25 protein-coding genes and 1 tRNA gene are annotated in these 23,628 nt (G+C 68.3%); 19 read left to right on the top strand and 7 right to left on the bottom strand.

The window, feature by feature from the left end:
- The first annotated feature begins 5 nt into the window (after nt 1–5).
- From argC to L1088_RS00720, 5 genes are all read left to right on the top strand, one after another.
- A complete protein-coding gene (gene argC / locus L1088_RS00740) occupies nt 6–1,043 on the top strand; it encodes an N-acetyl-gamma-glutamyl-phosphate reductase (RefSeq protein WP_234553486.1) in 1,038 nt (345 codons plus the stop codon).
- Complete coding sequence (argJ, locus tag L1088_RS00735; RefSeq protein WP_234553297.1) at nt 1,034–2,179, top strand: bifunctional glutamate N-acetyltransferase/amino-acid acetyltransferase ArgJ; 1,146 nt, start codon at nt 1,034–1,036, stop codon at nt 2,177–2,179. The genes argC and argJ overlap by 10 nt, the downstream gene beginning before the upstream one ends.
- A 110-nt stretch (nt 2,180–2,289) precedes the next feature.
- The gene (locus L1088_RS00730; RefSeq protein WP_234553296.1) at nt 2,290–2,862 is read left to right on the top strand and encodes a hypothetical protein; all 573 of its coding nucleotides are present in this window, start codon (nt 2,290–2,292) and stop codon (nt 2,860–2,862) included.
- Between the two features lie 28 nt (nt 2,863–2,890).
- Nucleotides 2,891–3,166, top strand: a complete 276-nt coding sequence (locus L1088_RS00725) for a hypothetical protein (RefSeq protein ID WP_234553295.1) — start codon at nt 2,891–2,893, stop codon at nt 3,164–3,166.
- Nucleotides 3,163–3,600, top strand: coding sequence for a DUF420 domain-containing protein (locus L1088_RS00720; protein WP_234553294.1), 438 nt, complete (start codon nt 3,163–3,165; stop codon nt 3,598–3,600). Before L1088_RS00725 ends, L1088_RS00720 begins: the two co-directional genes overlap by 4 nt.
- Here L1088_RS00720 and minC read toward each other — a convergent pair.
- Genes minC through deoC form a run of 7 tightly spaced genes read right to left on the bottom strand, consistent with a single transcriptional unit; the run spans nt 3,587 to nt 9,448 of the window.
- Nucleotides 3,587–4,114 carry a septum site-determining protein MinC gene (gene minC, locus L1088_RS00715; RefSeq protein WP_234553293.1) on the bottom strand — a complete coding sequence of 176 codons (528 nt, stop codon included), beginning with the start codon at nt 4,112–4,114 and terminating at the stop codon, nt 3,587–3,589. The two genes, L1088_RS00720 and minC, sit on opposite strands and share 14 nt — an antisense overlap.
- Nucleotides 4,115–4,123: 9 nt before the next feature.
- A complete protein-coding gene (locus tag L1088_RS00710; protein ID WP_234553292.1) occupies nt 4,124–5,875 on the bottom strand; it encodes a penicillin-binding transpeptidase domain-containing protein in 1,752 nt (583 codons plus the stop codon).
- A complete protein-coding gene (gene mreD / locus L1088_RS00705; protein WP_234553291.1) occupies nt 5,872–6,333 on the bottom strand; it encodes a rod shape-determining protein MreD in 462 nt (153 codons plus the stop codon). The genes L1088_RS00710 and mreD overlap by 4 nt, the downstream gene beginning before the upstream one ends.
- Complete coding sequence (mreC, locus tag L1088_RS00700) at nt 6,330–7,118, bottom strand: rod shape-determining protein MreC (protein WP_234553290.1); 789 nt, start codon at nt 7,116–7,118, stop codon at nt 6,330–6,332. Before mreC ends, mreD begins: the two co-directional genes overlap by 4 nt.
- Nucleotides 7,115–7,684 carry a Maf family protein gene (locus L1088_RS00695; protein ID WP_234553289.1) on the bottom strand — a complete coding sequence of 190 codons (570 nt, stop codon included), beginning with the start codon at nt 7,682–7,684 and terminating at the stop codon, nt 7,115–7,117. The genes mreC and L1088_RS00695 overlap by 4 nt, the downstream gene beginning before the upstream one ends.
- Nucleotides 7,660–8,799, bottom strand: a complete 1,140-nt coding sequence (locus L1088_RS00690; protein ID WP_234553288.1) for a phospholipase D-like domain-containing protein — start codon at nt 8,797–8,799, stop codon at nt 7,660–7,662. The genes L1088_RS00695 and L1088_RS00690 overlap by 25 nt, the downstream gene beginning before the upstream one ends.
- Nucleotides 8,789–9,448: a deoxyribose-phosphate aldolase gene (deoC, locus tag L1088_RS00685; protein WP_038047013.1), complete on the bottom strand. Its 660-nt coding sequence runs from the start codon at nt 9,446–9,448 to the stop codon at nt 8,789–8,791. Before deoC ends, L1088_RS00690 begins: the two co-directional genes overlap by 11 nt.
- A 73-nt stretch (nt 9,449–9,521) precedes the next feature.
- Between deoC and ychF the strand changes: the two genes are divergently transcribed.
- The 14 genes from ychF to L1088_RS00615 all read left to right on the top strand — a co-directional run bounded on the left by ychF (nt 9,522) and on the right by L1088_RS00615 (nt 23,601).
- Nucleotides 9,522–10,628, top strand: a complete 1,107-nt coding sequence (ychF, locus tag L1088_RS00680) for a redox-regulated ATPase YchF (RefSeq protein WP_234553287.1) — start codon at nt 9,522–9,524, stop codon at nt 10,626–10,628.
- 55 nt (nt 10,629–10,683) lie between these two features.
- Nucleotides 10,684–10,757 (top strand) — tRNA-Gln (locus L1088_RS00675).
- Between the two features lie 43 nt (nt 10,758–10,800).
- The gene (locus tag L1088_RS00670) at nt 10,801–11,178 is read left to right on the top strand and encodes a response regulator (RefSeq protein ID WP_234553286.1); all 378 of its coding nucleotides are present in this window, start codon (nt 10,801–10,803) and stop codon (nt 11,176–11,178) included.
- A 4-nt stretch (nt 11,179–11,182) separates the two neighbouring features.
- Nucleotides 11,183–13,282, top strand: a complete 2,100-nt coding sequence (locus tag L1088_RS00665; RefSeq protein ID WP_438948056.1) for a transglycosylase domain-containing protein — start codon at nt 11,183–11,185, stop codon at nt 13,280–13,282.
- 10 nt (nt 13,283–13,292) lie between these two features.
- Nucleotides 13,293–14,027, top strand: a complete 735-nt coding sequence (locus tag L1088_RS00660) for an RNA methyltransferase (protein WP_234553285.1) — start codon at nt 13,293–13,295, stop codon at nt 14,025–14,027.
- The gene (locus tag L1088_RS00655) at nt 14,014–15,561 is read left to right on the top strand and encodes a sensor histidine kinase (RefSeq protein WP_234553284.1); all 1,548 of its coding nucleotides are present in this window, start codon (nt 14,014–14,016) and stop codon (nt 15,559–15,561) included. The genes L1088_RS00660 and L1088_RS00655 overlap by 14 nt, the downstream gene beginning before the upstream one ends.
- Nucleotides 15,562–15,579: 18 nt before the next feature.
- On the top strand, nt 15,580–16,074 hold the full coding sequence (locus tag L1088_RS00650; protein WP_438948054.1) for a low molecular weight protein-tyrosine-phosphatase: 495 nt from the start codon (nt 15,580–15,582) through the stop codon (nt 16,072–16,074).
- Complete coding sequence (locus tag L1088_RS00645) at nt 16,037–16,825, top strand: fructosamine kinase family protein (RefSeq protein WP_234553282.1); 789 nt, start codon at nt 16,037–16,039, stop codon at nt 16,823–16,825. Before L1088_RS00650 ends, L1088_RS00645 begins: the two co-directional genes overlap by 38 nt.
- On the top strand, nt 16,801–17,562 hold the full coding sequence (locus tag L1088_RS00640; RefSeq protein ID WP_038046998.1) for a DUF4388 domain-containing protein: 762 nt from the start codon (nt 16,801–16,803) through the stop codon (nt 17,560–17,562). Before L1088_RS00645 ends, L1088_RS00640 begins: the two co-directional genes overlap by 25 nt.
- Before the next feature lie 136 nt (nt 17,563–17,698).
- The gene (locus L1088_RS00635; RefSeq protein ID WP_234553281.1) at nt 17,699–18,544 is read left to right on the top strand and encodes a pseudouridine-5'-phosphate glycosidase; all 846 of its coding nucleotides are present in this window, start codon (nt 17,699–17,701) and stop codon (nt 18,542–18,544) included.
- Nucleotides 18,545–18,548: 4 nt separating this feature from the next.
- A complete protein-coding gene (locus L1088_RS00630) occupies nt 18,549–19,442 on the top strand; it encodes a RodZ domain-containing protein (protein ID WP_234553280.1) in 894 nt (297 codons plus the stop codon).
- A 60-nt stretch (nt 19,443–19,502) separates the two neighbouring features.
- Nucleotides 19,503–20,807 carry a 30S ribosomal protein S12 methylthiotransferase RimO gene (gene rimO, locus L1088_RS00625; protein WP_234553279.1) on the top strand — a complete coding sequence of 435 codons (1,305 nt, stop codon included), beginning with the start codon at nt 19,503–19,505 and terminating at the stop codon, nt 20,805–20,807.
- Between the two features lie 12 nt (nt 20,808–20,819).
- Nucleotides 20,820–22,157, top strand: coding sequence for a Trk system potassium transporter TrkA (gene trkA / locus L1088_RS00620; protein WP_234553278.1), 1,338 nt, complete (start codon nt 20,820–20,822; stop codon nt 22,155–22,157).
- Nucleotides 22,129–23,601, top strand: a complete 1,473-nt coding sequence (locus L1088_RS00615; RefSeq protein WP_234553277.1) for a TrkH family potassium uptake protein — start codon at nt 22,129–22,131, stop codon at nt 23,599–23,601. Before trkA ends, L1088_RS00615 begins: the two co-directional genes overlap by 29 nt.
- Nucleotides 23,602–23,628: the final 27 nt, after the last annotated feature.

Below are 23,628 nucleotides of genomic sequence, written 5' to 3'. Positions count from 1 at the left end.
TAAAGGTGGGCATCCTGGGGGCCTCGGGCTACGGGGGAGGGGAACTCCTCCGGCTTCTTAAGGCCCACCCTGGGGTGGAGCTGGTGGGCTTTTCCAGCCGCAAGCACGAGGCGAAGCCCCTGTCTGCCGCCTGGCCGCAACTTTGGGACGAGCGCCCCTTTGCCTCCCAAGACGAGGTGCTGGAGGAGGCAGAGGTGCTCTTCCTGGCCTTGCCCAACGGCCTGGCCATGGGGATTGCCCCCCAGGCCCTGGCCGCAGGCAAGCGGGTCATTGACCTCTCCGGGGACTTCCGGCTTCCCCCTGAGGTCTACGAGGCCTGGTACGGCATCCCCCACCAGAGCCCGGGGTTCTACGGGCAAGCCGTGTACGGCCTACCGGAGCTCCACCGGGACGAGGTCAAGGGGGCAAGGCTTGTGGCCAACCCCGGCTGCTACGTGACCGCGGCCACCTTAGCCCTCGCTCCCTTGGCGGCGGAAGGAGCCTTGAAGGGCGCCTTCGTGGTGGGCCTGAGCGGGGTTTCCGGGGCTGGGCGGGAAGGGGAGGGCACCTTCTTTGCCGAGGTCAACGAGAACCTCAAGCCCTACAAGGTAGGGGGCACCCACCGCCACATCCCCGAGATGGAGCAAAACCTGGGCCGCCTTTTGGCCCAGGGCCGCCCGGTGCGGACCCACGGGGAAGCCCGGGAGGTCCGCCTTTCCTTTGCCCCCCACCTGGTGCCCATGACCCGGGGCATCCTGGTGACCGCGGAGGCGGAGGTGGAGGGGGATTGGCGCCAGGGCCTTTTGCAGGAGCTCTACCAGGACTTCTATGCTGAGGAGCCCTTTGTGCGGGTTTTGGACCGCCTGCCCGAGACCAAGGGCACCCTGGGTTCCAACCGGGTGGACGTAAAGCCCCTTTACGAGGAGCGAACAGGCCGCGTTCTGCTCTTCGCCGCCCTGGACAACCTGGTCAAGGGCATGGCTGGCCAGGCGGTACAGAACTTCAACCTGATGATGGGATTTCCCGAAGTGCTTGCGCTTCCCAAGGAGGGGGTATGGCCGTGAAGCTTCCAAGGGGTTTCCGCGCCGGGGCCACCCGGGCGGGCATCAAGCCTTCCGGAAAGCCGGACCTGGCCCTTTTGGTCTCGGGGCTCCCTGCCGCCTGGGCCTACGCCGCCACAAAGAATCGGGCTGCTGCCCCTTCGATCCACCGGGGGCGGGCGCTTTACGCCTCCGGGGGGGCCCTTAGAGCGGTGGTGGTGAACGCGGGGAACGCCAACTGCGCCACGGGGGAGAGGGGTTTTGCGGACGACCAGCGGATGGCCCAGGCCGCGGCTACCCGCCTCGGGCTTCCCCCGGAAGAGGTCCTCACCGCTTCCACCGGGGTCATCGGGGTGACCCTGCCGGTGGAGAAGGTGGAGCAGGGCCTGCCCCAGATTGCCCTCACCTCCGAGGTGGACGCCTTCGCCGAGGCCATCCTCACCACGGACCTGGTGCCCAAGGTGGCGGAGGCGGAGGTGGCGGGGGTCCGGATCGTGGGCGTGGCCAAGGGCAGCGGCATGATCCACCCCAACATGGCCACCATGCTGGCCTTTGTGGTAACGGACGCCCTTGTTCCCCAAGAGGCTTTGCGGGAAACCTGGCGGGGCATTGTGGACCGCACCTTCAACCAGGTGACCGTGGACGGGGACACCTCCACCAACGACCTGGCCCTCCTCATGGCCAACGGGGCCTATGGCGAGGTGCCCTTGGAGCCTTTCGTGGAGGCGGTGGAGGGGGTGGCCCGGGAACTCGCCCGCCGGATCGCGCGGGACGGGGAGGGAGCCACCAAGCTCATGACGGTGCGGGTGGTGGGAGCGGCCACGGAGGAGGAGGCCCGCCGGGCGGCCAGGGCGGTGGCTGGGAGCGCCCTCTGGAAGAGTGCCCTCTTCGGCAACGACCCCAACTGGGGAAGGATCCTGGCCGCCCTGGGCAACTCCGGGGCCCGGTTTGACCCTTTCCGGGTGCGCGTCTTTGTCCAGGGCATCCCCCTTTACGCTGGGGCAGCCCTGCCCTTTGACCGCCAGGCGGCCAGCCAGGCCATGCGGGTGGAGGAGGTGGAGGTCTTGGTGGACCTGGGGGAGGGCCAGGCGGAGGGGGTGGCCTGGGGGTGCGACCTCACCGAGGGGTACGTGCGTATCAACGCGCTTTACACCACATGAAGGTGCTTGGGCATTGGCCTCGGCGACTTGGCGGGCTGGCGGGGTGTTGCCCCTGACTTTGCGGGCAGGGCTGGCATCATCTTCCGTTGAGCTGGACTAAGATGGAGGGGATGCGTTGGCATCCCCTTCTGTTCCTTGCGCTGCTATCCTCGTGTGCACGGCCTGACACCGCCCCGCCGGAGATGGGCTTGGTGGAGCCTTTAGGAGGGGCGGTGGCCCCGGGGCGAACCCTGAGCGTGGAGGGCTATGCCTTTGACCCCTCGGGGGTGGTGGGGGTGCGGGTGGGCGGCCAGGAGGTGCTTGCGGCTGGGGAGAGCGGCAAGAGGCTGGTCCGGTTCCGCTTCCGCTTGCAGGCCCCCACCTCGGGACAGGTGGAACTCCTCCTGGAGGCGGAGGACGCCAAGGGCAACCGGGGGGAGCGCCGGGTTCCCCTGGTGCTGGATGCAGCGCCCCCTCGGATCGTGGTGGAGCGGGTGGAACGGGAGGGGGGCTTGTACCGGGTTTATGGCCGGGTGGAGGACAACGTGCGGGTGGACTGGGTAGCGGTGGAGGCGGGCGGTCGCTTCACCCCGCTTTCCCTGCCCAAAGAGGCCTCCGTGGTCTTTTTGGCGGAGGCCCCGACGGGGGCCCGGTTGGTGGCGGTGGACGCCGCAGGGAACCGGGCGGTGCGGTCTATTCCGTGAGGGGTCCTGTGTTAGACTGCCTGGCAGTATGCAGGGCCTCGGCGAAACCCTGGCGGAGCTGGCTCGGGCCTTGAGGGAAACCCCCCTCGAGGCGGGCCAGGTTCCTAGGCTTCGGGCCATCGCCAAGCTCCTGCACCGCCTACCTCCCGGAAGGGAGCGGGATGGGCTGTTGGCCGTGGCCTACCTGCGCCTGTACCAGCTTCTGGGCCAGGAGGAGGATTATCTGAGGGGTTACAGCTACGCCCGCACCGCGCGGCTGGAGCGGGTGCGGCTTTTGGGGGAGCGTCTGGGGGAGGGAAGATGAAGGAGGCTTTGGGGCTTCTGGCGGTCTGGTCCATCGTGCTATCGGGGATAGCGCTGCTGGTGGGGGTGGCGCTTATTAAGCGGGGAAACCGGGTGGCCCACCACCGGGCCATGCTTACCGCCACGGTCCTAGCTGCCCTTTTCCTGGTGTTCTACTTGGCGAAATGGGCCCTCCACGGCACCACGGCCTATGGGGGCCCGGAGGCCTGGCGGGGAGCCTACTACTTCGTCCTCCTGACCCACACCCTGCTGGCAGCCTTGAATGGCCCCTTGGCCCTCTACGTGATCTGGCGGGCCTTCCGGGGGGAGTTCTCCCTGCATAAGCGCTGGGCCAAGGTGCTGGTGCCCGTGTGGCTGTACGTGGCCCTCACAGGCTGGCTCATCTACTGGGTGTTGCAGCGCTACGGCACGGAAACCGGTACTATCGCCTTTTAAAGGGCTCCACCACGACCTGCTCGTCCTGAAGACGGGCTACTTCTGGACCCCTTCCTCCTTCGCCTTCAGGAGCCTGGGCCAGGTGGGGTCCGATGCGCACCTGCTTGGCGGCAAGCTCCAGGGCGAAGATGAAGCGCTTGGTGTCTCCCCCCGCCCCCGCGTGGGCCAGGCCGCGGAGCTTGCCCACCACGATCACGTCCCCCCCGGCCACCACCTCGGCCCCAGGGTTCACGTCCCCCAAGACGACCACGGTGCCTGGGTGCTCTATCCGTTCCCCGGAGCGCAGGGTTTTGCTGGCGACCAAGGTGCCCACCTGGGGGCGGTTTCGGGGAGGGACCAAGGTGACGGGACGGCCTAGGCTCAGGAGGGCCTCGAGGACCTCCTGGGCCACCGGGCCGGCCACCTCCACCTCCAGGGGCAGGCCTTCGGGAAGGTTCAGAGCCCGAACCTCTTCCGGGGTCTCGCCCCCGTCCAGGCGCAGGGCCAGGGCCTTAGGGGTGGCGCGGAGCCGCATGGGCCCATTCTACTGGGTTGCCCCGTCCCCCTTGCCCAGGCCCCAGTAGGCCTCCATGACCTTGCGCACCGCGGGCAGGGCCACCCGGCTTCCCTCCCCGCCGTTTTCAAAGAAGGCCACCACCACCAGGGGGGGGTAAGGGGTGCCGGGCTCGGCGGGGCCGTAGCCCATATACCAGGCATGCTCCAGCCCGGCCCGCTTCCCCGGGGTCTCCGCTGTGCCCGTCTTGCCTCCCGTGGGGACGGGGAAGCTACCCAGCACGTGGCGGGCCGTACCCTCGCGCACCGTTTTGCGGAGCCCCTCCTGCAACGTCTGCCAGAACCGTCCAGGAACCCCTTCCAGCTGGGGGTATACCTCCTTCTGGCCCAAGCGCTTGACCAGGTGAAGGTCGGGTTTCTGCCCGCCGTTGACCAAGGTGGCCAACATGCGGGCGATTTGCGCAGGGGTGGCCAGCACGGGACCTTGGCCGATGGCCAGGGAGAGGGTCTCGCCCGGGTACCAAGGTTCGCCAAGAGCCTGGCGCTTCCAGGCGCGGGTGGGGAGCAGGCCTGTACGCTCGGCGATTTCTAGGCCCGTGGCCTCCCCCAAGCCTAAAAGCCGGGCCCGCTGGGCCAGGCGATCCACCACTCCCACGGGGTCCTGGGCCACCGCCTGGTAATACCAGGTGTTGCAGCTCCAAGCGATGGCCTCCTTCACCGTCATGGGGCCCATGTCCCGGGTGGCCCAGTTGCGCCGTATCTGGCCCCCGAACACGATATAGGGGCTACAGCGGTAGGTGGTGGAGGGGTTCACGTAGCCCTCTTCCAGCAGGGCGTAGCTGGTGGCCAGCTTGAAGGTGGACCCCGGGGTGTAGGGCTGCACCGCCCGGTTGAGGAGGGGCAGGTCCTTGTCCTGGAGAAGGGCTTGGGCCTCCTGGGGCACAGGGCGGTGGGCGAAGAGGCCCGGGTCGAAGGAGGGGGCGCTGGCCATGGCCAGGACCTCCCCGGTGCGGGGGTCCAGGGCCACGATGGCCCCCTTTACCCGGGTGGCCAGGGGGAGGCCGTGGAGGCGTCGGCCCGCGTTGATGTCGGCCAGGGCTTCCTCGAGGGCCCGCTCTGCCGCCCGCTGCAGGTCCAGGTCCAAGGTGAGGACCACGTCTTGTCCGGGAAGGGGCTCTTCTAGGATGCTCTCCCGGAGCCGCTCGCCGCGGACGTTCACCTCCACCGCCCTAACCCCTCGCTTTCCCCGGAGGTAGGGCTCCAGGGCGGCCTCGAGGCCCGCCTGCCCCACCTGCTCGTCGGGGCTGTAGCCCCGCTTCACCTGCTCGGCATTGGCTTGGAGGACGTAACCCAGCACCGGGCCGGAGATGGGGTTTGGGTAGTGGCGCTCGATGCGCTCCACCAGCCTGAGGTTTTCCTGTCCTGCGGTGAGCTCGGCCAGGGTGGGGAGAAGGTGCTCCGGCACCCCGGTCTTGAGGACCACGGGTCCGTTGGCCTCAGGCAGGGCCTGCAAGCCCAGGAGGGGCAGAAGGCGCTCCTTGAAAGCCACCTCGCCCCCCAGGTACACCAGGTCCACCACCAGGCGGTCTTGGGCGATGACCCTTCCCTTGCGGTCCAGGATGCGCCCCCGGGGGGCGGGGATGCCCTCGGTTTTCAGGTAGTTGCCCTGGCTCCGCAAGGCGTACCGCTCGTGCTCCAGCACCTGGAGTTGCCAGGCCCTAAGGCCGAGAAGGCCAAAGGCCATGAGGAAAAAGAGCATGAGGGCGTAGAGCCTGCCTGTCATGGCTGGGTCCGCGGCCCTGCCAAGCGCAAGGCCCAAAGGGCAAAGGGCAGGGTGAAAAGGCCCTCCAGGATGAGGTCCAAGGGGGCCAAAGGGGGGAGGTCCAGGCGCAGCCAGTAGGCTACCAGGAAGTAGCCCAGCCACTTGGCGAAGAAGGCCCAAAGAAAGGCGAAAAGCGCCCCCAGGCTTTCTCCCGCCACCAGGCGGCGGCTGGCGGCGTAGAAGGCGTAACTGGCGCTCAGGAGCCCGATGGCGTGCACCCCCAAAAGGCCGAAGCCCAGGAGGTCCTGCAGCAAGCCCAGGAGGAAGGCGGCGGGGAGGCCCAGGTAGTAGGGCCTGGCGCGGGCGTAGCCGAGGGCCAGCACCAAAAACAGGTCTGGCTCCATCAGACCCGAGGGCCACAGGGCGCCGAGAAGTCCAGAGAAGAGGAGGGTAAGGAAAAGGGCGGCCAGGGCTTTCATAAAGGCCTCAGCACAATGACCTCTTCCAAGAGGGAAAGCTCGACCAAGGGCCTAACCCAGACCCGCTGTTTGAGACCTCCCTGCACCCGTTCTACCCGCTCCACCCGGCCTACGGGAATGCCGTCGGGAAAGAGGCCCAGGGGCGCACCGGTGAGCAGGAGATCCCCCGGGGCTACCTTGACTGTGGGGGGGAACTCCGCCACCAGGTGGCCAGGGGGGGCTCCCCGGGCCACCCCTCTGCCCAGCGACCTCTCCGGACGGACCCCCACCTGGCTTTCCGGGTCCAGGAGGGTGCGCACCAAGGCCTGCCGTTCCCCCACTTCCACGATGAGGCCCACCAGACCCTCGGGGGCGGTCACAGGCATTCCGGGGCGGAGGCCGTCCCGCTGCCCCATGTCCAGGACCAGGCGGCGGTAGAGACCCGAGAGGTCCTCCCCCACCACCCGGGCCACGGCGACCACGCCAGGAGCCTGGGCCCGGCGCACCTCCAGGGCCCGGGAAAGGCGATCCACCTCTAGCCGGAGCCTGCGGTTTTCCGCCTCGAGGCTCGCCACCTTGGTCCGTAGGGCTTGGTTCTCCCCGTAGAGGTCCTGGCGGTTGGTTAGGATGGCCAGACCCGCCCGGAGGTTCTGGCCCAAGCGGTGGCCCAAAGCGGGCAGGGGAGCGGTGAGGGGGGAGAGGACAAGGCTCACCCTGGGGGCCAAGGGCCGGGTCAGGGCGGCCAAGCCCAGGCCCAGGGCAAGGAGAATGAGGAAGAGAAGCCGCCTCAGGGCCACCTCGCTCACGGCCGGAACCCCCTTGCCCACAGCAGGGCGAAGACCCGGGCCACGGGAAGGCCCACCACCGTGTAGAAATCCCCCTCAACCCCTTCCAGAAGGGCCATCCCCAGGCCCTGGGCGCCGTAGCCTCCCGCCTTGTCCAGCCCCTCCCCGCTTCCCACGTACCAGGCGATCTCCTCCTCGGAGAGCGGGCGGAAGCGGACCTTGGCGGTGTGCACCTCCACCACCAGGTCCTTGGGGGTGCGCAGGTAGAGGGCGGTGTGTACCCGGTGCTCCCGTCCCGAGAGCCAGCGCAAGAAGGTGTAGTTTTCCTCCAGGTCCTTGGGCTTGCCCAAGGACCGGCCTTCCAGCTCCACCACCGTGTCCGCGGCCAACACCCACTCCCCTGCCACGGCTTCCCCCTTGCGCCGGGCCAAGGCCAAGGCGAGCTCCTGGGGAGGCAAAGCCAGGGGTTCCTCGACCACCCCTGGGGGCACCACCCTTAGGGGGTAGCCCAGGGCCTCGAGGAGCGCCCGCCGCCTGGGGCTTCCCGAGGCCAGGGTGAGGACTAGAGGGGCTTCCCTTCCTCCCATAGCCGCAGGACCTCCTCCCGGTAGCGCTCTGCCGAAGAGGGGCTTTTCAGAACAAGGAGGTTCTCGTTGTTCGCCTGCCAGGCCCGCGCCGAGAAGTTGTAGCTTCCCGTGACCACCCAGGTGCGGTCCACCACCATAACCTTGTGGTGCAGGGTGTAGGGGTTGCCGTCCTGGCGCACCTCAATGCCGGCCGCTTCAAGGTCGCGGTAGCGGCTGTCCTTAAGGTTTCGGGTTTCCAAAAGGACCCGGACCTTGACTCCCCTGGCCTTGGCTTGAGCAAGGGCCCTCACCACCTCCTGGTCCGTGAGGACAAAGGCCGCCACCAGCACCTCTTCCCGCGCCTCTTGCAGGCGTTCCAAAAGGGCCTTCCGGGCGGCTTCCCCGCCTTTGGGGCTGAAGTAGGCCGTGCCCTCTAGCGAAGGCTCGGCCAGGGCGAAGGTCACCGATCGCCCCAGACCCTCCTTAGTGCCGCTGAAAAGGGCGGCGAACTCCTCCCCGTAGCCCTGGGCTAGGGTGGGGGAGGGGAGGAGGAGGCTGTTTTCGTTGTTTCTAGCGAAAGCGTTCCAAGTCATGTTGGTGCTCCCCGTCCAGACGGCCTTCCCGTCCGCCACCAGGAACTTGTGGTGCATGAAGGCTTCCCGCTCGTCGTAGCAGACGGGGATCCCCGCGATCTCTTCGCAGTCTAAGGAGATGGGCCTTACCCGTGCTCTCAGCGCTTCCCGCGGCACCCTGGGGGGCTCGCTTCCCTGCCCCAAGGCTGCCCCCACCAGGTAGCGGCGGAAGTCCTCGCGGAAGTCGCTCTCCCCATAGAGGCGTACCCGTACCCCCCGGGCCTGGGCCCGGAGGAGGCCCTGGGCGATTTCCAGGTCGCGGAACTCGTAAAACGCCCCCTCCAGGCTTTGTTTGGCTCCGTCCATGAGGGCGATGAGGCGGGCCTTAGCCCTTTCCCCATCTTGGGGCATGAAGAAGGCCTCTACCCCCCCGGCTTCTGCCGGGGGTGGAGGGGGGGCGGGCCTCAACTCCTGGAGGAGCCAGAGGAGGACCAGGGCTAGGAGGACCAGGTAGCTGGGGAGCCCGGCCAGGGCAGGCTTGCGCTTTCTTTTCCTAGTACCCATGCCCTTCTCCGCCCTGCACCAGGGCCACCCCGCTGGAGGTGCCCAGCCGGGTGGCCCCCGCCTGCAGGAGTTGCAGTGCGGCCTTGCGGTCGCGGATGCCCCCCGCCGCCTTCACCTGGGCCCGCCCTCGGGCCACCCGCAGCAAAAGCTCCACGTCTTCCAGGCTGGCCCCCCGGGGGCCGAAGCCGGTGGAGGTTTTCAAGAAGTCGGCCCCGCCCCGGATGGCGGCCTCGGCCAGGTTTTCCAGGGCTTCGGGGGAGAAGTAGCCGGTTTCCAGGATGACCTTGAGCACCGCCCTCGGCACCGCCTGGCGCACAGCCCGCACCTCGGCCTCCACGTAGGCCAGGTCCCCGGCGAGGGCCCGGCCCAGGTGGATCACCATGTCCACCTCGTCCGCTCCCCGGGCGTAGGCCAAGGCGGCCTCGAGGGCCTTCGCCTCCGTCTCCTGGTACCCCAGGGGAAAGCCCACCACCGTGACCAGGCGGAAGGGGGCATGGGGGTACTTCTCCCGCACCAGGCCCACGTAGGAAGGGGGGATGCAGAGGCCAAAGAAGCCGTGCTCCAGAGCTTCTTCCGCCACCTTCAGGACTTCCTCCGGCGTGGCGGTGGGCTTCAAGAGGGTGTGGTCAATGTGGGCGGCCAGGTCCATACCCTGCCATCATACGCAACGGGCGTGATAGGATGGAGAAAGGCCCCGGCAAGGGGCTTTTTTTGAGGTCAAGATGCTGGCAGTCGGAATCGTCGGTCTACCCAACGTGGGCAAGTCCACCCTCTTCAACGCCCTCACCCGGGCGAACGCCCTGGCGGCCAACTATCCCTTCGCCACCATCGACAAGAACGTGGGGGTGGTGGCCCTGGAGGACGAGAGGCTTTACGCCTTGCAGCGGGTTTTCACCAAAGGGGAAAGGGTGCCCCCCGTGGTCCCCACCCACGTGGAGTTCGTGGACATCGCCGGGCTGGTGAAGGGGGCCCATAGGGGGGAGGGTCTCGGCAACCAGTTCCTGGCCCACATCCGCGAGGTCTCCGCCATCGCCCATGTGCTGCGTTGCTTCCCCGACCCCAACGTGGTCCACGTCATGGGCCGGGTGGACCCCCTGGAGGACGCCGAGGTGGTGGAGACCGAGCTCCTCCTGGCGGACCTCGCCACCCTGGAAAGGCGCCTGGAGCGCCTCCGGAAGGAGGCCCGGGCGAACCGGGAGATGGCCCCCCTGCTGGAGGTGGCGGAGGGGCTTCACGTCCACCTGCAAGGGGGCAGGCCCGCCCGCACCTTCCCTCCCTCGGAGGAGGTTCGCCGCTTCCTCAAGGAAACCCCCCTCCTGACCGCTAAGCCCGTGATCTACGTGGCCAACGTGGCCGAGGAGGACCTGCCGGAGGGCGAGGGCAACCCCCACGTCCAGGCGGTGCGGGAAAAGGCCCGGGCCGAGGGGGCGGAGGTGGTGGTGGTTTCCGCCAAGCTGGAAGCGGAGCTGGTGGAGCTTCCCAAGGAGGAAGCCCAAGAGCTCCTTTCCGCTTACGGGTTAAAGGAAAGCGGCCTCCAGCGCCTCGCCCAGGCGGGGTACAGGGCCCTTGGCCTCCTCACCTTCTTCACCGCGGGGGAGAAGGAGGTCCGGGCCTGGACCGTGCCTCGAGGGGCCAAGGCCCCCGAGGCTGCGGGGGAAATCCACTCCGACATGGAAAAGGGCTTCATCCGCGCAGAGGTCATCCCCTGGGAGAAGCTGGTGGAGGCCGGGGGGTGGGCCAGGGCCAAGGAGCGGGGCTGGGTGCGCCTCGAGGGCAAGGAGTACGAGGTTCAGGACGGGGATGTGCTCTACATCCTCTTCAACGTCTGAGGCCGAGGGGGTATTTGACGGCCCGGCTTTCTTGCCCTACAATCCCCTTGGACGCTGGGGCGTCGTCTAATGGCAGGACAGCGGACTTTGGATCCGCCGGTCGTGGTTCGAGTCCACGCGCCCCAGCCATTTTTTTCACAGCGCTTTCGCACGCTTTCGGTAAACTCGCCCCGTGGCGGCGGACTATCCGGGGCTACTCCTATTAAGCCGCAACGAGGCCCTGCGGGCCTACGTGGATTTGGTGCTCTCCGATCGGAACATTCCCGTCCGCCACTTTGACCTGGCCCGGGAGGGCTTGTTCTGGCTCGTGGACCACACGCCGCGGTACATCCTCTTGGACGAGGACCTGGATGTGGATCCTTTTAGCGTGGCCGCCCGCATCCGCCACGTGAAGCGCCTGAAGGAGGTGCCCCTGGCGGTCCTCATCAGCCCTTCGGAGAGGCTCCGCACCACCGCGGAGGTGGTGCGGGTTTCCTCCATTGAGAAGCCCCTTACCCGGGAGAAGCTCCTGCGCTTTCTGGGTCTCAACCCCGAGGGATCCCTTGGGTAAACTGGTGGCCGTGCGGGTCTTGCGGCTCCTCTTTCTCCTGGCGGGAGGCCTGGCGGTGGGGGTGGGGCTGGGCTTGGGCTACCTGGCCTACGCCTACACCCGCGACCTCCCCGACCTCTCCCAGTTCGACCGCCTGCGCCTCACCGCCACCTCCACCCTCTACGCCCGGGACGGCACCCCCCTGGCCCAGATCGCCAGCGTGGAGGAGGGGCGGGCCATCCACCGCAGCCTGGTGCGGCTTTCCGAGGTGTCCCCGGCGGCGGTGGCCGCCATCGTCTTCTCGGAGGACCGCCGCTTTTACCAGCACTACGGGGTGGATTTCGTGCGCCTCTTCGGGGCGCTCTATGCCGTGTTGCGGGGGGATTTGCAGGGGGGAAGCACCATCACCACCCAGGTCATCAAGAACACCCTGTTGAAGGAGCTGGCCCAGGCCCGCTCCTTGGAGCGGAAGTTTAAGGAGTGGGCCCTGGCCCTGGAGCTGGAAAGGCGCTACACCAAGGCGGAGATCCTGGAGATGTACCTGAACGTGGTGCCTTGGGGCGGGAACGCTGTGGGCATCAAAGGGGCGGCGGAAGCCTATTTCGGCAAAGACCCCGCGGCCCTCACCCTGGCGGAGGGGCTTTACCTGGCCTCCATCGTTCCCGCCCCCAACGCCCGCTACCAAGACCTGGCCGGGGTTAGGCAACGGATGCGCCTTCTGCTGGACCAGATGGTAGCCGAGGGCTGGGTGAGCCAAGAGGTAGCGGAGGCCGCCTGGCGGGAGCCTCTAGCCCCCAAGGGGTGGAAGGTGCGCTACGACGAGGAGGGAAACCTCCTGGAGGCCGAGCTGGTGGACCCGGAGGCCCGGATCCTCAGGCAGCTTTCCTTCCGCATGGCGCCCCACTTCGTCCTCGAGGTGCGCCGCTTCCTGGAAGCCCGCTTCGGCAAGGACAAGGTGTACGGCGAGGGGGGACTCAAGGTCTACACCACCTTGGACCCCGTCATGCAGCGGGCGGCGGAAGCCGCAGCCCAGGGGGCCCAGCTACCCCAGGGGGCTGAACTCGCCCTGGTGGGCCTGGACCCGGATACGGGGGAGGTCTTGGCCCTGGTGGGAGGGGTGCGGCGGGAGGAGGACGAGTACAACCGGGCCACCCGGGCCCTGCGGAACCCGGGGAGCGCGGTGAAGCCCTTCGTCTATGCCACCGCCTTTGAGGAGGGGTTTACCCAGGCTACCCTGGTCCCCGACCGCCCCCTGGAGTTCCCCGACCCCAGCCAGCCCGGAGGCATCTGGCGCCCCAAGAACTTCTCCGGCACCTTCTTGAACCGGGAGGTGAGCGTGCGCTACGCTTTGGACCTCTCCTTAAACCTCCCCGCCATCTACACCGCCCAGACTATCGGGGTGGATAAAGTGGCCAGGAAGCTCTCCGAGGCGGGCTTCACCGTGAAGTACCCCACCCTGGCCATCGCCATCGGGGGGGCCTCCATCACCCCGGTGGACCTGGCGGCGGCCTACGCCGCCTTCGTGAACGGGGGTTACCGGGTGGCCCCCCTTTTCGTGCGGCGGGTGGAGGACGCCAGGGGACAGGTGCTCTACGAGGCCGTCCCGGAGCGCCGCCGCCTCTTTGACCCCCTGGCGGCCTACCAGGGCTGGGACCTGCTCAAGGGCTACGTGTATGACCTGGGGGAAAAGGGGCTGGCCAAGGGGGCCCGCATTCCCGGGCGGGTGGTGGGGGGCAAAACGGGCACCACCAACGAGGCCCGGGACCTGTGGTTCGCCGGGGTGACCCGGGGGCTTTCCGCGGTGGTCTGGGTCGGCCGGGACGACAACCAGCCCCTCAGGATGGGGGGGAGGGAGCCCTCCAGCTCCGTGGTCAACCCCCCCATCTGGCGGGCCTTCGTGGCCGAGGCCCTGCGGGGGCGGCCAGGGGGGGATTTCCCGCCGCCACCCGGCCTGGTGAAGGCGCGTCTGGACCTCCTAAGCGGTGCCCCCAGCAGCCAAGGGCTCGAGGTCTGGCTGCCGCAGGACAAGGTGCCCCCAGCGGCCCTGCCTTCAGGGGAGGGGGCGGCATCGGGCGCCTTTGCCCCGGAAGGGGTGCCCCCGCCCCCAGAACCGGAGTCCCCCTAGAGGAGGAACCATGCTGAGCCGCGTGCGCGTCGTCTTGGTGGAACCCCAGGAGCCCATGAACGTGGGGGCGGTGGCCCGGGCCATGCGGAACTTCGGGTTTTCCCGGCTCTACCTGGTCAACCCCGCCCCCCGGGTGGGCCCTCCCTGGGCCCGGGAGGCTTACTGGCTCGCCGTTCACGCGGAAGAGGTCTTGGACCGGGCGGTGGCGGTGAGCACCTTGGAAGACGCCCTCGCGGGGGTGCACCTGGTGGTGGCCACCACCGGCAGGCCGCGGGAGCTCTACCCGGCCCCGGTGGTGCCCGTTTGGGAGGTGCCCCGCCACGTCCTGCCGGTAAGGGGGGAGGTGGCCTTGGTCTTCGGCCGGGAAACCTTCGGCCTCACCAACGAGGAGCTGGACCTAGCCCACCTCGTCGGCACCATCCCCACGGCCCCCGAGCAACCCTCCTTGAACCTGGCTCAGGCGGTGGTGGTCTTCGCCTACGAGCTCTTCAAGGCGGCCTCGGGCGGGGAGGTGGGGAAAGGGGAGGCTCTGGCGGAGGTGGGGGCCTTGGAGGGGTTCTTCCAGGACCTGGGGCGGTACATCCTGGAAACGGGCTTCACCGACCCCCACCGCCACCGCTATGCCATGCGCCGCCTGCGGCGCATCTTCCACAAAGCCCGGCTCACCCCGGGGGAGGTGCAGCTGCTGAGGGGGCTCCTCCACCAGAGCCGCTACGCCATGGAGAAGAAGGATGGCGAGCCTTAACCTGTACCGCCTGATCCGCCTGGCCCAGCGGTTGCTTCCGCCCCTCATCGCCGGGGTGGTGGTGGTCTTTGAGCTGGCCCTCCTGCCTTACCGCCATGTGGACAGCGTCCTCTGGCTCCGCCTGGGCTTTTACGGGCTGGTGGGTCCTTTGGTGACCTTTGCCGTCTTGGAGTGGATCGCCCAGGAAGTGTTGGAGAAGGTGCGGGCGGAAAGGGCCCTGGAGGAGGCCAACCGGCGCCTGCAGGCCGCGGGCCGGGTCTTTCGCGAGGCTTTGGAAAGCGAGAACCTGGAGGAAGCGGTCCACCGCATGGCCCAGGCCCTGCGGGAAAGCCTGGGGTACCCGGTGGCCCTCGAGGCGGAAGGGGTGCGCGCAGGGGAGGAGTGCGGAGGGGTGCGGGTGGAGCTGCCGGGGCTTAAGGGCTTCCTGGAGGCCTGCCCCCCCGAGCCCGAGCGGGCTTTTCTGGAGGTGCTGGCCCACGAGTTGGCCGGGGCCTTGCAGGCGGTGGTGGCCCGGAGCCGGGACCGCCTCACCCTCTTTGAGGTGGACCAGGCCCTGAAGGCCGAGGCCAATCTGGACCGCCTTTTGGAGGGCCTGCTGGAAAGGATCCGCGCCTGGGCAGAGGCGGAGGGAGCCGGGGTGCTCCTCCTGGACGAGGAGGGGTTTCTGGTGCCCCGGGTGGTGCGGGGGCTTTCCCTTCCGGGCCACCCCTTCCTGCCGGAAGGCCCGTGGAAGGGGGCTTTGGAGGGGCCCCTCTTCGTGGTCGAGGGTACCCTGGCCCTGCCCCTCAAGGCCCGGGAGCCCGTGGGGGTCTTGGTGGTGAAGGGCAAGGACCTCTCCCGGCGCATCCCCTTCCTCTCCTTTTTGGCCTCCCAGGTGGCCCTGGCGGTGCGCAACGCCCAGGCCTACCTCCGGGCCGAGGAGCTGGCCATCAACGAGGAGCGCTCCCGCATCGCCCGGGAGATCCACGACGGCATCGCCCAAAGCCTGGCCTTCATGGCCCTGAAGCTGGACTTGGTGGAGAGGCTCTTGGACAAGGACCGGGATGCGGCCCTCAAGGCTCTTTCCGAGGTGAAGGAAACCTTGCGGGGCCAGATCCGCGAGGTCCGGCGGAGCATCTTCGCCCTTCGGCCCATCGATCTGGAGCGCTATGGCTTTTTGGAGTCTGTGCGCCGCTACGCCCAGGCTTTTGCGGAGCAGGCGGGTTTTCGGGTGCAGCTCTCCTTACCCGAGCAGGTGGGGCTCTCCCAGGCCAGCGAGCTGGTCCTCTTCCGCGTTCTGCAGGAGGCCCTCACCAACGCCGCCAAGCACGGCAAGCCCACCCGGGTGGAGGTGGTCTTGGAGCCCCTGGGGGAGCGGGGGGCCAGGCTTTCCGTGCGGGACAACGGGAAGGGCTTCCAAAACCCCGAGGCCCAGGGGCTAGGCGGCTTCGGCCTGACCCAGATGCGGGAGCGGGTGGAGGCCCGTGGAGGGCGTTTCTGGGTGCGCTCCGCGCCGGGAAAGGGCACGGAGGTGGGGGCGGAGGTGCCCTACTGAGGGCCTATCATGGGAGGCATGGACCGGCCCGTACGGGTGCTCTTCGTCTGCTTGGGGAACATCTGCCGAAGCCCTTTAGCCGAAGGGGCCTTCCGCAAGCTCCTAAGGGAGCGGGGCCTCGAGGACCGCTTCCAGGTGGACTCCGCGGGCACGGGGGCCTGGCACGCCGGGGAACCCATGGACCCCCGGGCCCGGAAGGTCTTGGAGCAAGAGGGGGCCTACTTCCCCCACGTGGCCCGGCAGATGACGCGGGAGGACGCCCTCCTGTACGACCACATCCTGGTCATGGACCAGGAGAACCTGCGGGAGGTGTTGCGGCGCTTCCCCGAGGCCCGGGGCAAGGCCCAGCTCCTCATGGACTACCTGGGCGGGGGGGAGGTGGGTGACCCTTACTACGGGGATTTCCAGGACTGCTTGGAGGCCTACTGGACGGTGGAGGCGGCCTGCCGGGCGTTTTTGGACCACCTGGAGCGGGATGGATCCCCAGGCACTGCTTCGCCGGGCGGGGCTTGAGGCCCAAGGCCCCTTCCACCCCCTCCACGGGGGGGACATCTCCCGGGTGTTCCGGGCGGGCCCTTACGTGGTCAAGGTAGCGGAAGGGGCTCCTCCCGGCCTCTTCCTGGCAGAGGCCAAGGGCCTTGCCGCCTTGGCGGCGAGGGGGGTGAGGGTGCCGCGGGTGCTCTTTCTGGCGGAGGAGGGGCTGGTCCTGGAATACCTGCCGCAGGGCCCAGAGGCTTGGGAAGCCCTGGCGGAGATGCTGGCCCGGTTGCACCGTAGGCGGGAGGACCGCTACTGGGCGGAGCCGGGTTTCCTGGGCACCTTTCCCCTTCCCGGCCGGGAAGGGGGCGGCTGGACGGAGTTCTTCTTCCTACGGTGCGTGGAGCCCTTTCTGAAGGCCACCTGGGGGCGCCTCGAGGGGCTTGGCCCCAAGGTGGAGGCCCTCTACCGCAGGCCCCTCTCCACCGAGGGCCCTGCCCCCTTGCACGGGGATCTTTGGCGCGGCAACGTCCTCTTTACCCAGGAGGGGCCCGCCCTTTTGGACCCCGCCTTCTTCGTGGGGGAGAGGGGGGTGGACCTGGCCATGATGCGCCTCTTCGGGGGGTTTCCCGAGGCCTTCTGGCGGGCCTACCGGGCCCTTTACCCCATCCCGGAGGAGGTGGAGCGGGCTCTGCCCCGCTACCAGGTGTGCTACCTGCTGGCCCACGTATACTTCTTCGGTGAAGGGTATCTTGGTCCCTTATGGAAGGCGATTTCCGCCTCTTAGGCCCCATCGACCTGCTCCAGCTCCTGGCCCAAGGGGGCAGGACGGGGGTCTTTGAGGTGGAGGCGGGAGGGGAGCGGGGTGAGGTCTACCTGGAGCGGGGGAGGCCGGTCCATGCGGTCTTTCGGGGCAGGGTAGGCCGGGAGGCCCTTTTGGAGGTGCTGGGGCTCAAGGAGGGGCGGTTTCGCTTTCTGCTCTCCGTGCGCCCGCCCCTGGGTTCCTTGGAGGGTCCCCTCGAGGCCTACTTGTTGCAGGCGGTGCGCCTTTTGGACGAGGGGGTGGAGGTGGGTCCTTTCGACCTGGTGCGCCCTGACCCCCGGGCTCAGGCGGTGCAGGCCACCTTGGACCCGGTGGAGCTTTCCCTCCTCCTGGCCCTGGGTCCCGGGAAGAGCCCCTTGGACCTGGCCGCGGAGCTTTCCCTCCCCTTGGGGGAGGTGGTGAGGCGGCTTGGGCACCTGGCCCGCCTGCGCCTTCTGGAGGTCCATTCCCGCGTTCCCCGCACCGCCAGGCTCCGGGTTACCTTGGGCCGCAAGGGGGCTCAGGTGGAGGCTTTGCTCCTCGCCACCTGGCGGGCCCACTACGGGCCTTTCCGCCAAGTGCGGGTCAAGGGGGGACGGGAGGTGGTTTTGGAGGCCGAGGGAGCCGAGGGGCTTGGGGTGGAGCTGAGGCTATCCCCTGAGCTTCTCCTCTTCCACGGGTTCAAAGTGGGGGAGGAGGTGCTGGTGTGGCCGGAGGTCTGATCCCGCCCCGCGCGGAAGAAGTCCGCGCGGGGGCTCCGGCGAGCGGGTGGGGCATGGCCTTGGGTTTCGGAAGGGGAGCGAAGGGTTCAGCGGAAAAGGGCCTGAGGAGAGTCGCTTGGGGTGGTATCCTGCCCCCATGGCGGAAGCGTCGGTGGCCTTAGAGTCGGCGGTCCTCACCCACGGCCTGCCCTACCCCTTGAACCTGCGCACCGCCCTTGCCTTGGAGGAGGCGGTGCGCAGGGAGGGGGCCATCCCCAAGACCATTGCCCTGGTGGAGGGGGAGGTGCGGGTGGGGCTTTCCCCAGGGGAAATGGAGATCCTGGCCCAAGGGGGGGTGGAGAAGGCCAGCCTTTGGAACCTGGCGGCCCTGTTGGCCCAGGGGAAAAGCGCGGGCACCACGGTAGCGGCCACGGTGCACCTGGCCCACCGCCACGCGATAGAGGTCTTCGCCACCGGAGGCATCGGCGGGGTGCACCCTGAGCCCTTTGACGAGAGCGCGGACCTCATGGCCTTGGCCCGCTCCCCCCTCTTGGTGGTTGCCTCGGGACCCAAGGCCATCTTGGACCTGCGGGCTACCTTGGAGCGCCTGGAGACCTTGGGGGTTTCCGTGGTGGGCTACCGCACCGACCGCCTGCCCGCCTTTTTTTCCCCTGACTCGCCCTTCCCGGTGCCTGCCCGGGTGGAGAGCCCCCTCGAGGCCGCCCGGGTTTACCGCAAGGCCAGGGAGCTGGGTCTGGGGGCGGTTCTCCTGGTGAACCCCGTTTCCCGGGGCTTGCCCTACGAGCAGGTGGCCGCTTGGGTGGAGGAGGCCAACGGGGAAGCCGCTCGGGCTGGGGTCTTCGGCAAGGCCCTCACCCCTTACCTCCTGCGGCGCCTTTCGCAGCTTTCCGGGGGGGAGACGGACCGGGTGAACGAGCGCCTTCTCCTGGAGAATGCCCGGCTGGCGGCCCAGGTAGCCTTGGCCCTGGCCGGGCTAGAATAGCCTTGTGTGCGAGCTGGGGGAGAGGCTGCGCCGGGCCCGGGAGGAGCGGGGGCTTTCCCTGAGGGAGGCGGCGGAGCGGCTGGCCCTTAAGGTCCAGGTGTTGGAGGCCCTGGAAGGTTGCCGCTTTGCGGAGCTTCCCGAGCCCGCCCTGGCCCGGGGCTACCTGCGGCGCTACGCCCGGCTCCTGGGCCTGGACCCTGAGCCCCTCTTGGCCCTCTACCCTGGGGCCTCCCCCCAGGAGGCTACCCCCCCGCCCCGGCGCCGGGGCAAGGGGATCCTTTGGGCCTGGGCGCTGGCAGTGCTGGTGCTGGGGGCCATGGGGTACGGGGCGTACCTCTGGCTCCGCCCTGCTCCTGCCCAGGTGGTGAGCCTGCCACCCGAAGCCCCGCCCAAGTCCCCAGAGCGCTACCCGCTCCAGGTGGAGAGTGACCCTCCTGGGGCCCGGGTCTATGTGGATGGCTTCTACCTGGGCCAGACCCCCCTGCGCTCCCCGCCCCTGGAGGGGGGCAAGCGCCACCTCCGCCTGGACTTGCCGGGGTATGCTCCCGTGGAAGAGGAGGTGGTGCTGGACCGGCCCCTGGCCCTCCGCTACCGCTTGGCGCCGAGGCCCGCGGAGCCCCAGGCGGCGCCCCCGGCCCAGGCGCCCCCGGCCCAGGCGCCCCAGGCCCTCCCCCAAGGGCGGCTGGTGCTGAAGCTGGAGGGCCGGAGCTGGCTCAGGGTGATGCAGGGGGAGAAGCGCCTTTACGAGGGCATCCCTGAGGTGGGGGCCGAGCTCGCCTTTGAACCCCCGGTGGAGGTGCGGGCGGGCAACCCTGGGGCGGTGCGCGTCTTCCTGGACGGCCAGGACCAGGGGCTTTTGGGGGAGCCGGGGAAGCCCCTCACCCGGAGCTTCCCCTAGCGGGAACCTCTTGGAGAGGCTATACTCTTTCTTTGTTGGAGCGCGGGCTCCGGGAGGTCTATGGCCAAGATCGGCTTTGTAAGCCTGGGCTGCCCCAAGGCCTTGGTGGACTCGGAGCAAATCCTTTCCCGGCTCAAGGCTTTGGGCTACGAGACGAGCCCCACCTATGAGGAGGCGGAGCTGGTGGTGGTGAACACCTGCGGCTTCATCACCCCTGCGGTGGAGGAGAGCCTCGAGGCCATCGGGGAGGCCCTCAAGGAAAACGGCAAGGTGGTGGTCACGGGATGCCTGGGGGCCAAGCCCGAGGTCATCCTGGAAAGGCACCCTCAGGTGCTCTCCGTGACGGGTCCGGGGGAGGTGGAGCGGGTGCTGGAGGCGGTGCAGGCGGTGCTGCCTGCCCCCCGGGATCCCTTCTTGGACCTCGTGCCCCCCCAGGTGAAGCTCACCCCCCGGCACTACGCCTACCTGAAGCTTTCCGAAGGGTGCGACCACCGCTGCAGCTTCTGCATCATCCCCAAGCTGCGGGGCCCCTTGCGCTCCCGGGACGCGGGGGAAGTGCTGGCGGAGGCGGCGCGGCTGGTGGCCACGGGCACCCAAGAACTTCTCCTCATCGCCCAGGACCTTTCCGCCTACGGGGTGGACCTTCGCCACCGGGAAAGCCTCTGGGGGGACCGCCTGGTCAAAGCGGAGCTCAAGGACCTCCTCCGCCACATGGCGGAGCTTGGGGCTTGGATAAGGCTTCACTACGTCTACCCCTACCCCCACGTGCGGGATTTGCTCCCCCTCATGGCTGAGGGCCGGGTGCTGCCTTACCTGGATGTGCCCCTGCAGCACGCCTCGGAGCGCATCCTGCGCCTCATGCGCCGCCCCGGGGGCTACCAAAGCCACCTCAAGACCCTTAGGGCCTGGCGGGAGGTGGTGCCCGAGCTGGCCCTCCGCTCCACCTTCATCGTGGGCTTTCCGGGGGAAACCGAGGAGGACTTCCAGATCCTTCTGGACTTTTTGGAGGAGGCGGAGCTGGACCGGGTGGGGGTCTTCACCTACTCGGAGGTGGAGGGGGCCGAGGCCAACGCCCTGCCGGGCCACGTGCCCCAAGAGGTCAAGGAGGAGCGGAAGGCGCGGCTTCTGGAGCTCCAAGCCCGCGTCAGCCTGCGCAAGAACCAGCGCTTCCTGGGCAAGGTCCTCGAGGTCCTGGTGGACGAACTCCCCGAGCCGGGCTTGGCCGTGGGCCGCAGCTACCGGGACTCTCCTGGCATCGATGGGGTGGTCTACGTGGAAACGGACGGGACCGTGAGGGTGGGGGAGAGGGTACAGGTGCGGATCACCCGTGCGGACACCTACGACCTCCACGGGGTCCAGGCTTAGGATAGGTTCGGTATGTACATCGTCATCGCCGGGGGCGGGGAGGTGGGCGGGGAAGTGGCCCGCACCCTGGAAAAGGCCCACGAGGTGGTGGTCATCGACCGCAACCCGCAATCCAAGGAGCGCTTTGCCCACCTGGACGTGAAAGTGGTGGTGGGCGGGGCCACCGACCCCGACACCCTCAGGGAAGCGGGGGTGGACCGGGCCGACCTCTTCATTGCCAGCACGGATTCCGACGAGATCAACCTTTTAGCCTCCCTCCTGGCCAAGGGCCTGGGGGCCAAACAGACCCTTTGCTTCGTGGGCAAGGGGGGGTACGTGGAGGTGCTCACCGATCCCCGCACCGCGGAGATCCTGGGTACGCGCATCGACAAGGTCCTCTGGCCGCAAAGGGCCATGGCCCGGGAGATCGTGGAGGTCATCCTGGTGCCGGGGGCGGTGGACACCGAGGTGCTGGCAGGGGGCCGCCTGCGCTTCGTGGAGTACCGGGTGAAGGAAGGGGGTCCCTACGCCCACCGCCTCCTCTCCGAGCTTTCCTGGCCGGAAGGGGTGCTGGTGGTGGGGGTGGTGCGGGACGGCGCGTTTCTGAGCTTCGCCCATGCGGACTACCCCGAGCTGGTCCTAGAACCTGGGGACAAGCTTCTGTTCGTGACCACCCTGCGGGCATTCCCCGAACTGGAGGCCTATTTCGCCAGCGGCCGGGGGGTGCGTCGGGTGATGGTCATCGGTGGGGGCAACGTGGGCTTTATGGTGGCCCAAGAGCTCCTGAAGCGGCGGTTGGAGGTAGTGATCATCGAGCCCAACCGGGAGCGGTGTGAGTGGCTGGCCCAAGAGCTGCCGGGGGCCATGGTCATCCAAGGGGACGGCACCGACCTGGAACTTTTGGAGGCGGAGGGCATGCAGGAGGCGGACGCCGTGGTGGCCGTGACCGACAACGACGAGAAAAACCTCCTCGCTTCGCTTCTTGCCAAGCAGCTAGGGGTGAGCAAGGTCATCACCCGGGTTTCCCGTTCCGAGACCCGCAGGCTCTTCGAGCAGGTGGGGATCGACCTGCCCCTCACGCCCCGCCAGTCAGCGGTGCGGGCGGTCTTGGACTTTTTGGGCCCGGAGAACGTGGAGCATGTGTCCACCATGGACGAGAACATCGAGCTCTTGGAGGTAGAGCTGGTGGAGGGGTTCCAGCCCAAGCCCCTGAAGGCCCTGGCCAGTTCTGAGGTGGCCCCCGTGGCTGTGGAGCGCAACCACCGGGTGATGCTCTATCGGGAGGACCTCGAGGTCCTCCCCGGGGATCGGCTCTTCCTGGTGGCCGCCCGGGAGGTGGCGGATGAAGCCCTGGCCCGCATCGTCGGTTAAGCAGGGGCTCCGCTCCAGCCTCTACCTTTTGGGGCTCACCTACCAGGGCTTCGGCTTGATCCTGGTGGCCTTTTCCCTCCTGGCCCTGGCTTGGCAGGAGGACGTGCGGGGCTTCGCTCTGGGAGCGGTTCTAGGCCTAGGGCTGGGGAGGTTGCTCCAGGTTCTGGGCCACCCCGAGGTCCAACCCCGCCGGGCCGAGGTCTTCGCCAGCGTGGCCCTGCTCTGGGTTCTAGTCCCGGCCCTGGGGGCGGTGCCCTACTGGCTTTCCGGAGGCTTGCCCTACTTGGACGCCCTCTTTGAGGCGGTTTCCGGCTTCACCACCACTGGGGCCACCATCCTGGCGGACTTCAGCCAGTTTGGCAGGGCCCTTTTCCTCTGGCGGAGCTTCACCCAGTGGATGGGGGGCATCGGGATCGTGGTGCTCTTCCTGGTGGTCTTCCCCCAGTTGCAGGTGGCGGGGCGCCAGGCCTTTTTCGCTGAGAGCACGGGGATCGAAAAGGAGAAGCTCACCCCCCGGCTACGCCACACCGCCCAGGCCGTCTTGCAGGTATACGTGGCCCTCACGGCGCTGGGTATCTTGGCCTACTGGGGCGCTGGGGTGCCCTTTTTCGAGGCCCTGGCCAACGCCCTCACCACCACGCCCGCCGGGGGGTTTAGCCCTAACCCGCAAAGCTTCGCCCAGTACACCCCCTTGGCCCAATGGCTGGGGAGCCTCTTCATGTTTTTGGCGGGGGTGAACTTCCTCCTGCAGTACCGCCTCATCTTTGGCCGGGAGGTAAAGCCTGTGCTGCGGGACGCGGAGTTTCGGGCCTACACCTTCTTGGTGGTGCTGGCCTCGGCCCTGTTGGCCCTTTACCTCTACACCCACCATCTCTATGGGGTGGAGGCCAGCCTGCGCCACGCCTTCTTCCAGGTCATCTCCATCGTGACCACCACCGGGTTTGCCAGCGTGGACTTCGCCCAGTGGGTGGTTCCGGCCCAGGCCATCCTGGTGGCTTTGATGTTTGTGGGCGGTAGCGCCGGCTCGGGGGCTGGCGGCATCAAGGTGGTGCGCTGGCTCCTCCTCTTCGGCCTGCTACGGCGGGAGATCACCCGCACCCTGCACCCCCAGGCGGTGCTGCCCCTGCGCCTGGGACAGCGGGTGGTGTCGGAAGAAGCCCTGAGGCAGGTTTCCGTCTTCATCTTCTTGTACACGGTGCTCTTTGGGGCGGGGGTGATGGTGCTCACCCTCCTGGAGGGGGACTTTGTGGTGGCCTTTACCGCCAGCGCTCAGGCCATTGGGAACATCGGCCCCGGCCTGGGGGCGGTGGGGCCCATGGCCTCCTACGCCGACCTCCACCCCCTTTCCAAGGGGGTGCTGATCCTGCAGATGTGGGCGGGGCGCATTGAGATACTACCGGTGGTGCTCCTCTTCAGCCCGGAGCTCTGGCGGCGGCTCCGCTGAGGAGGGCCTTGGGGGTATAATCTCTTT

Source organism: Thermus caliditerrae, assembly GCF_021462525.1.
Taxonomy (GTDB): domain Bacteria; phylum Deinococcota; class Deinococci; order Deinococcales; family Thermaceae; genus Thermus; species Thermus caliditerrae.
Note: the sequence above shows the minus strand (reverse complement) of the source record. Positions and strands in the feature narration are given on the sequence as shown.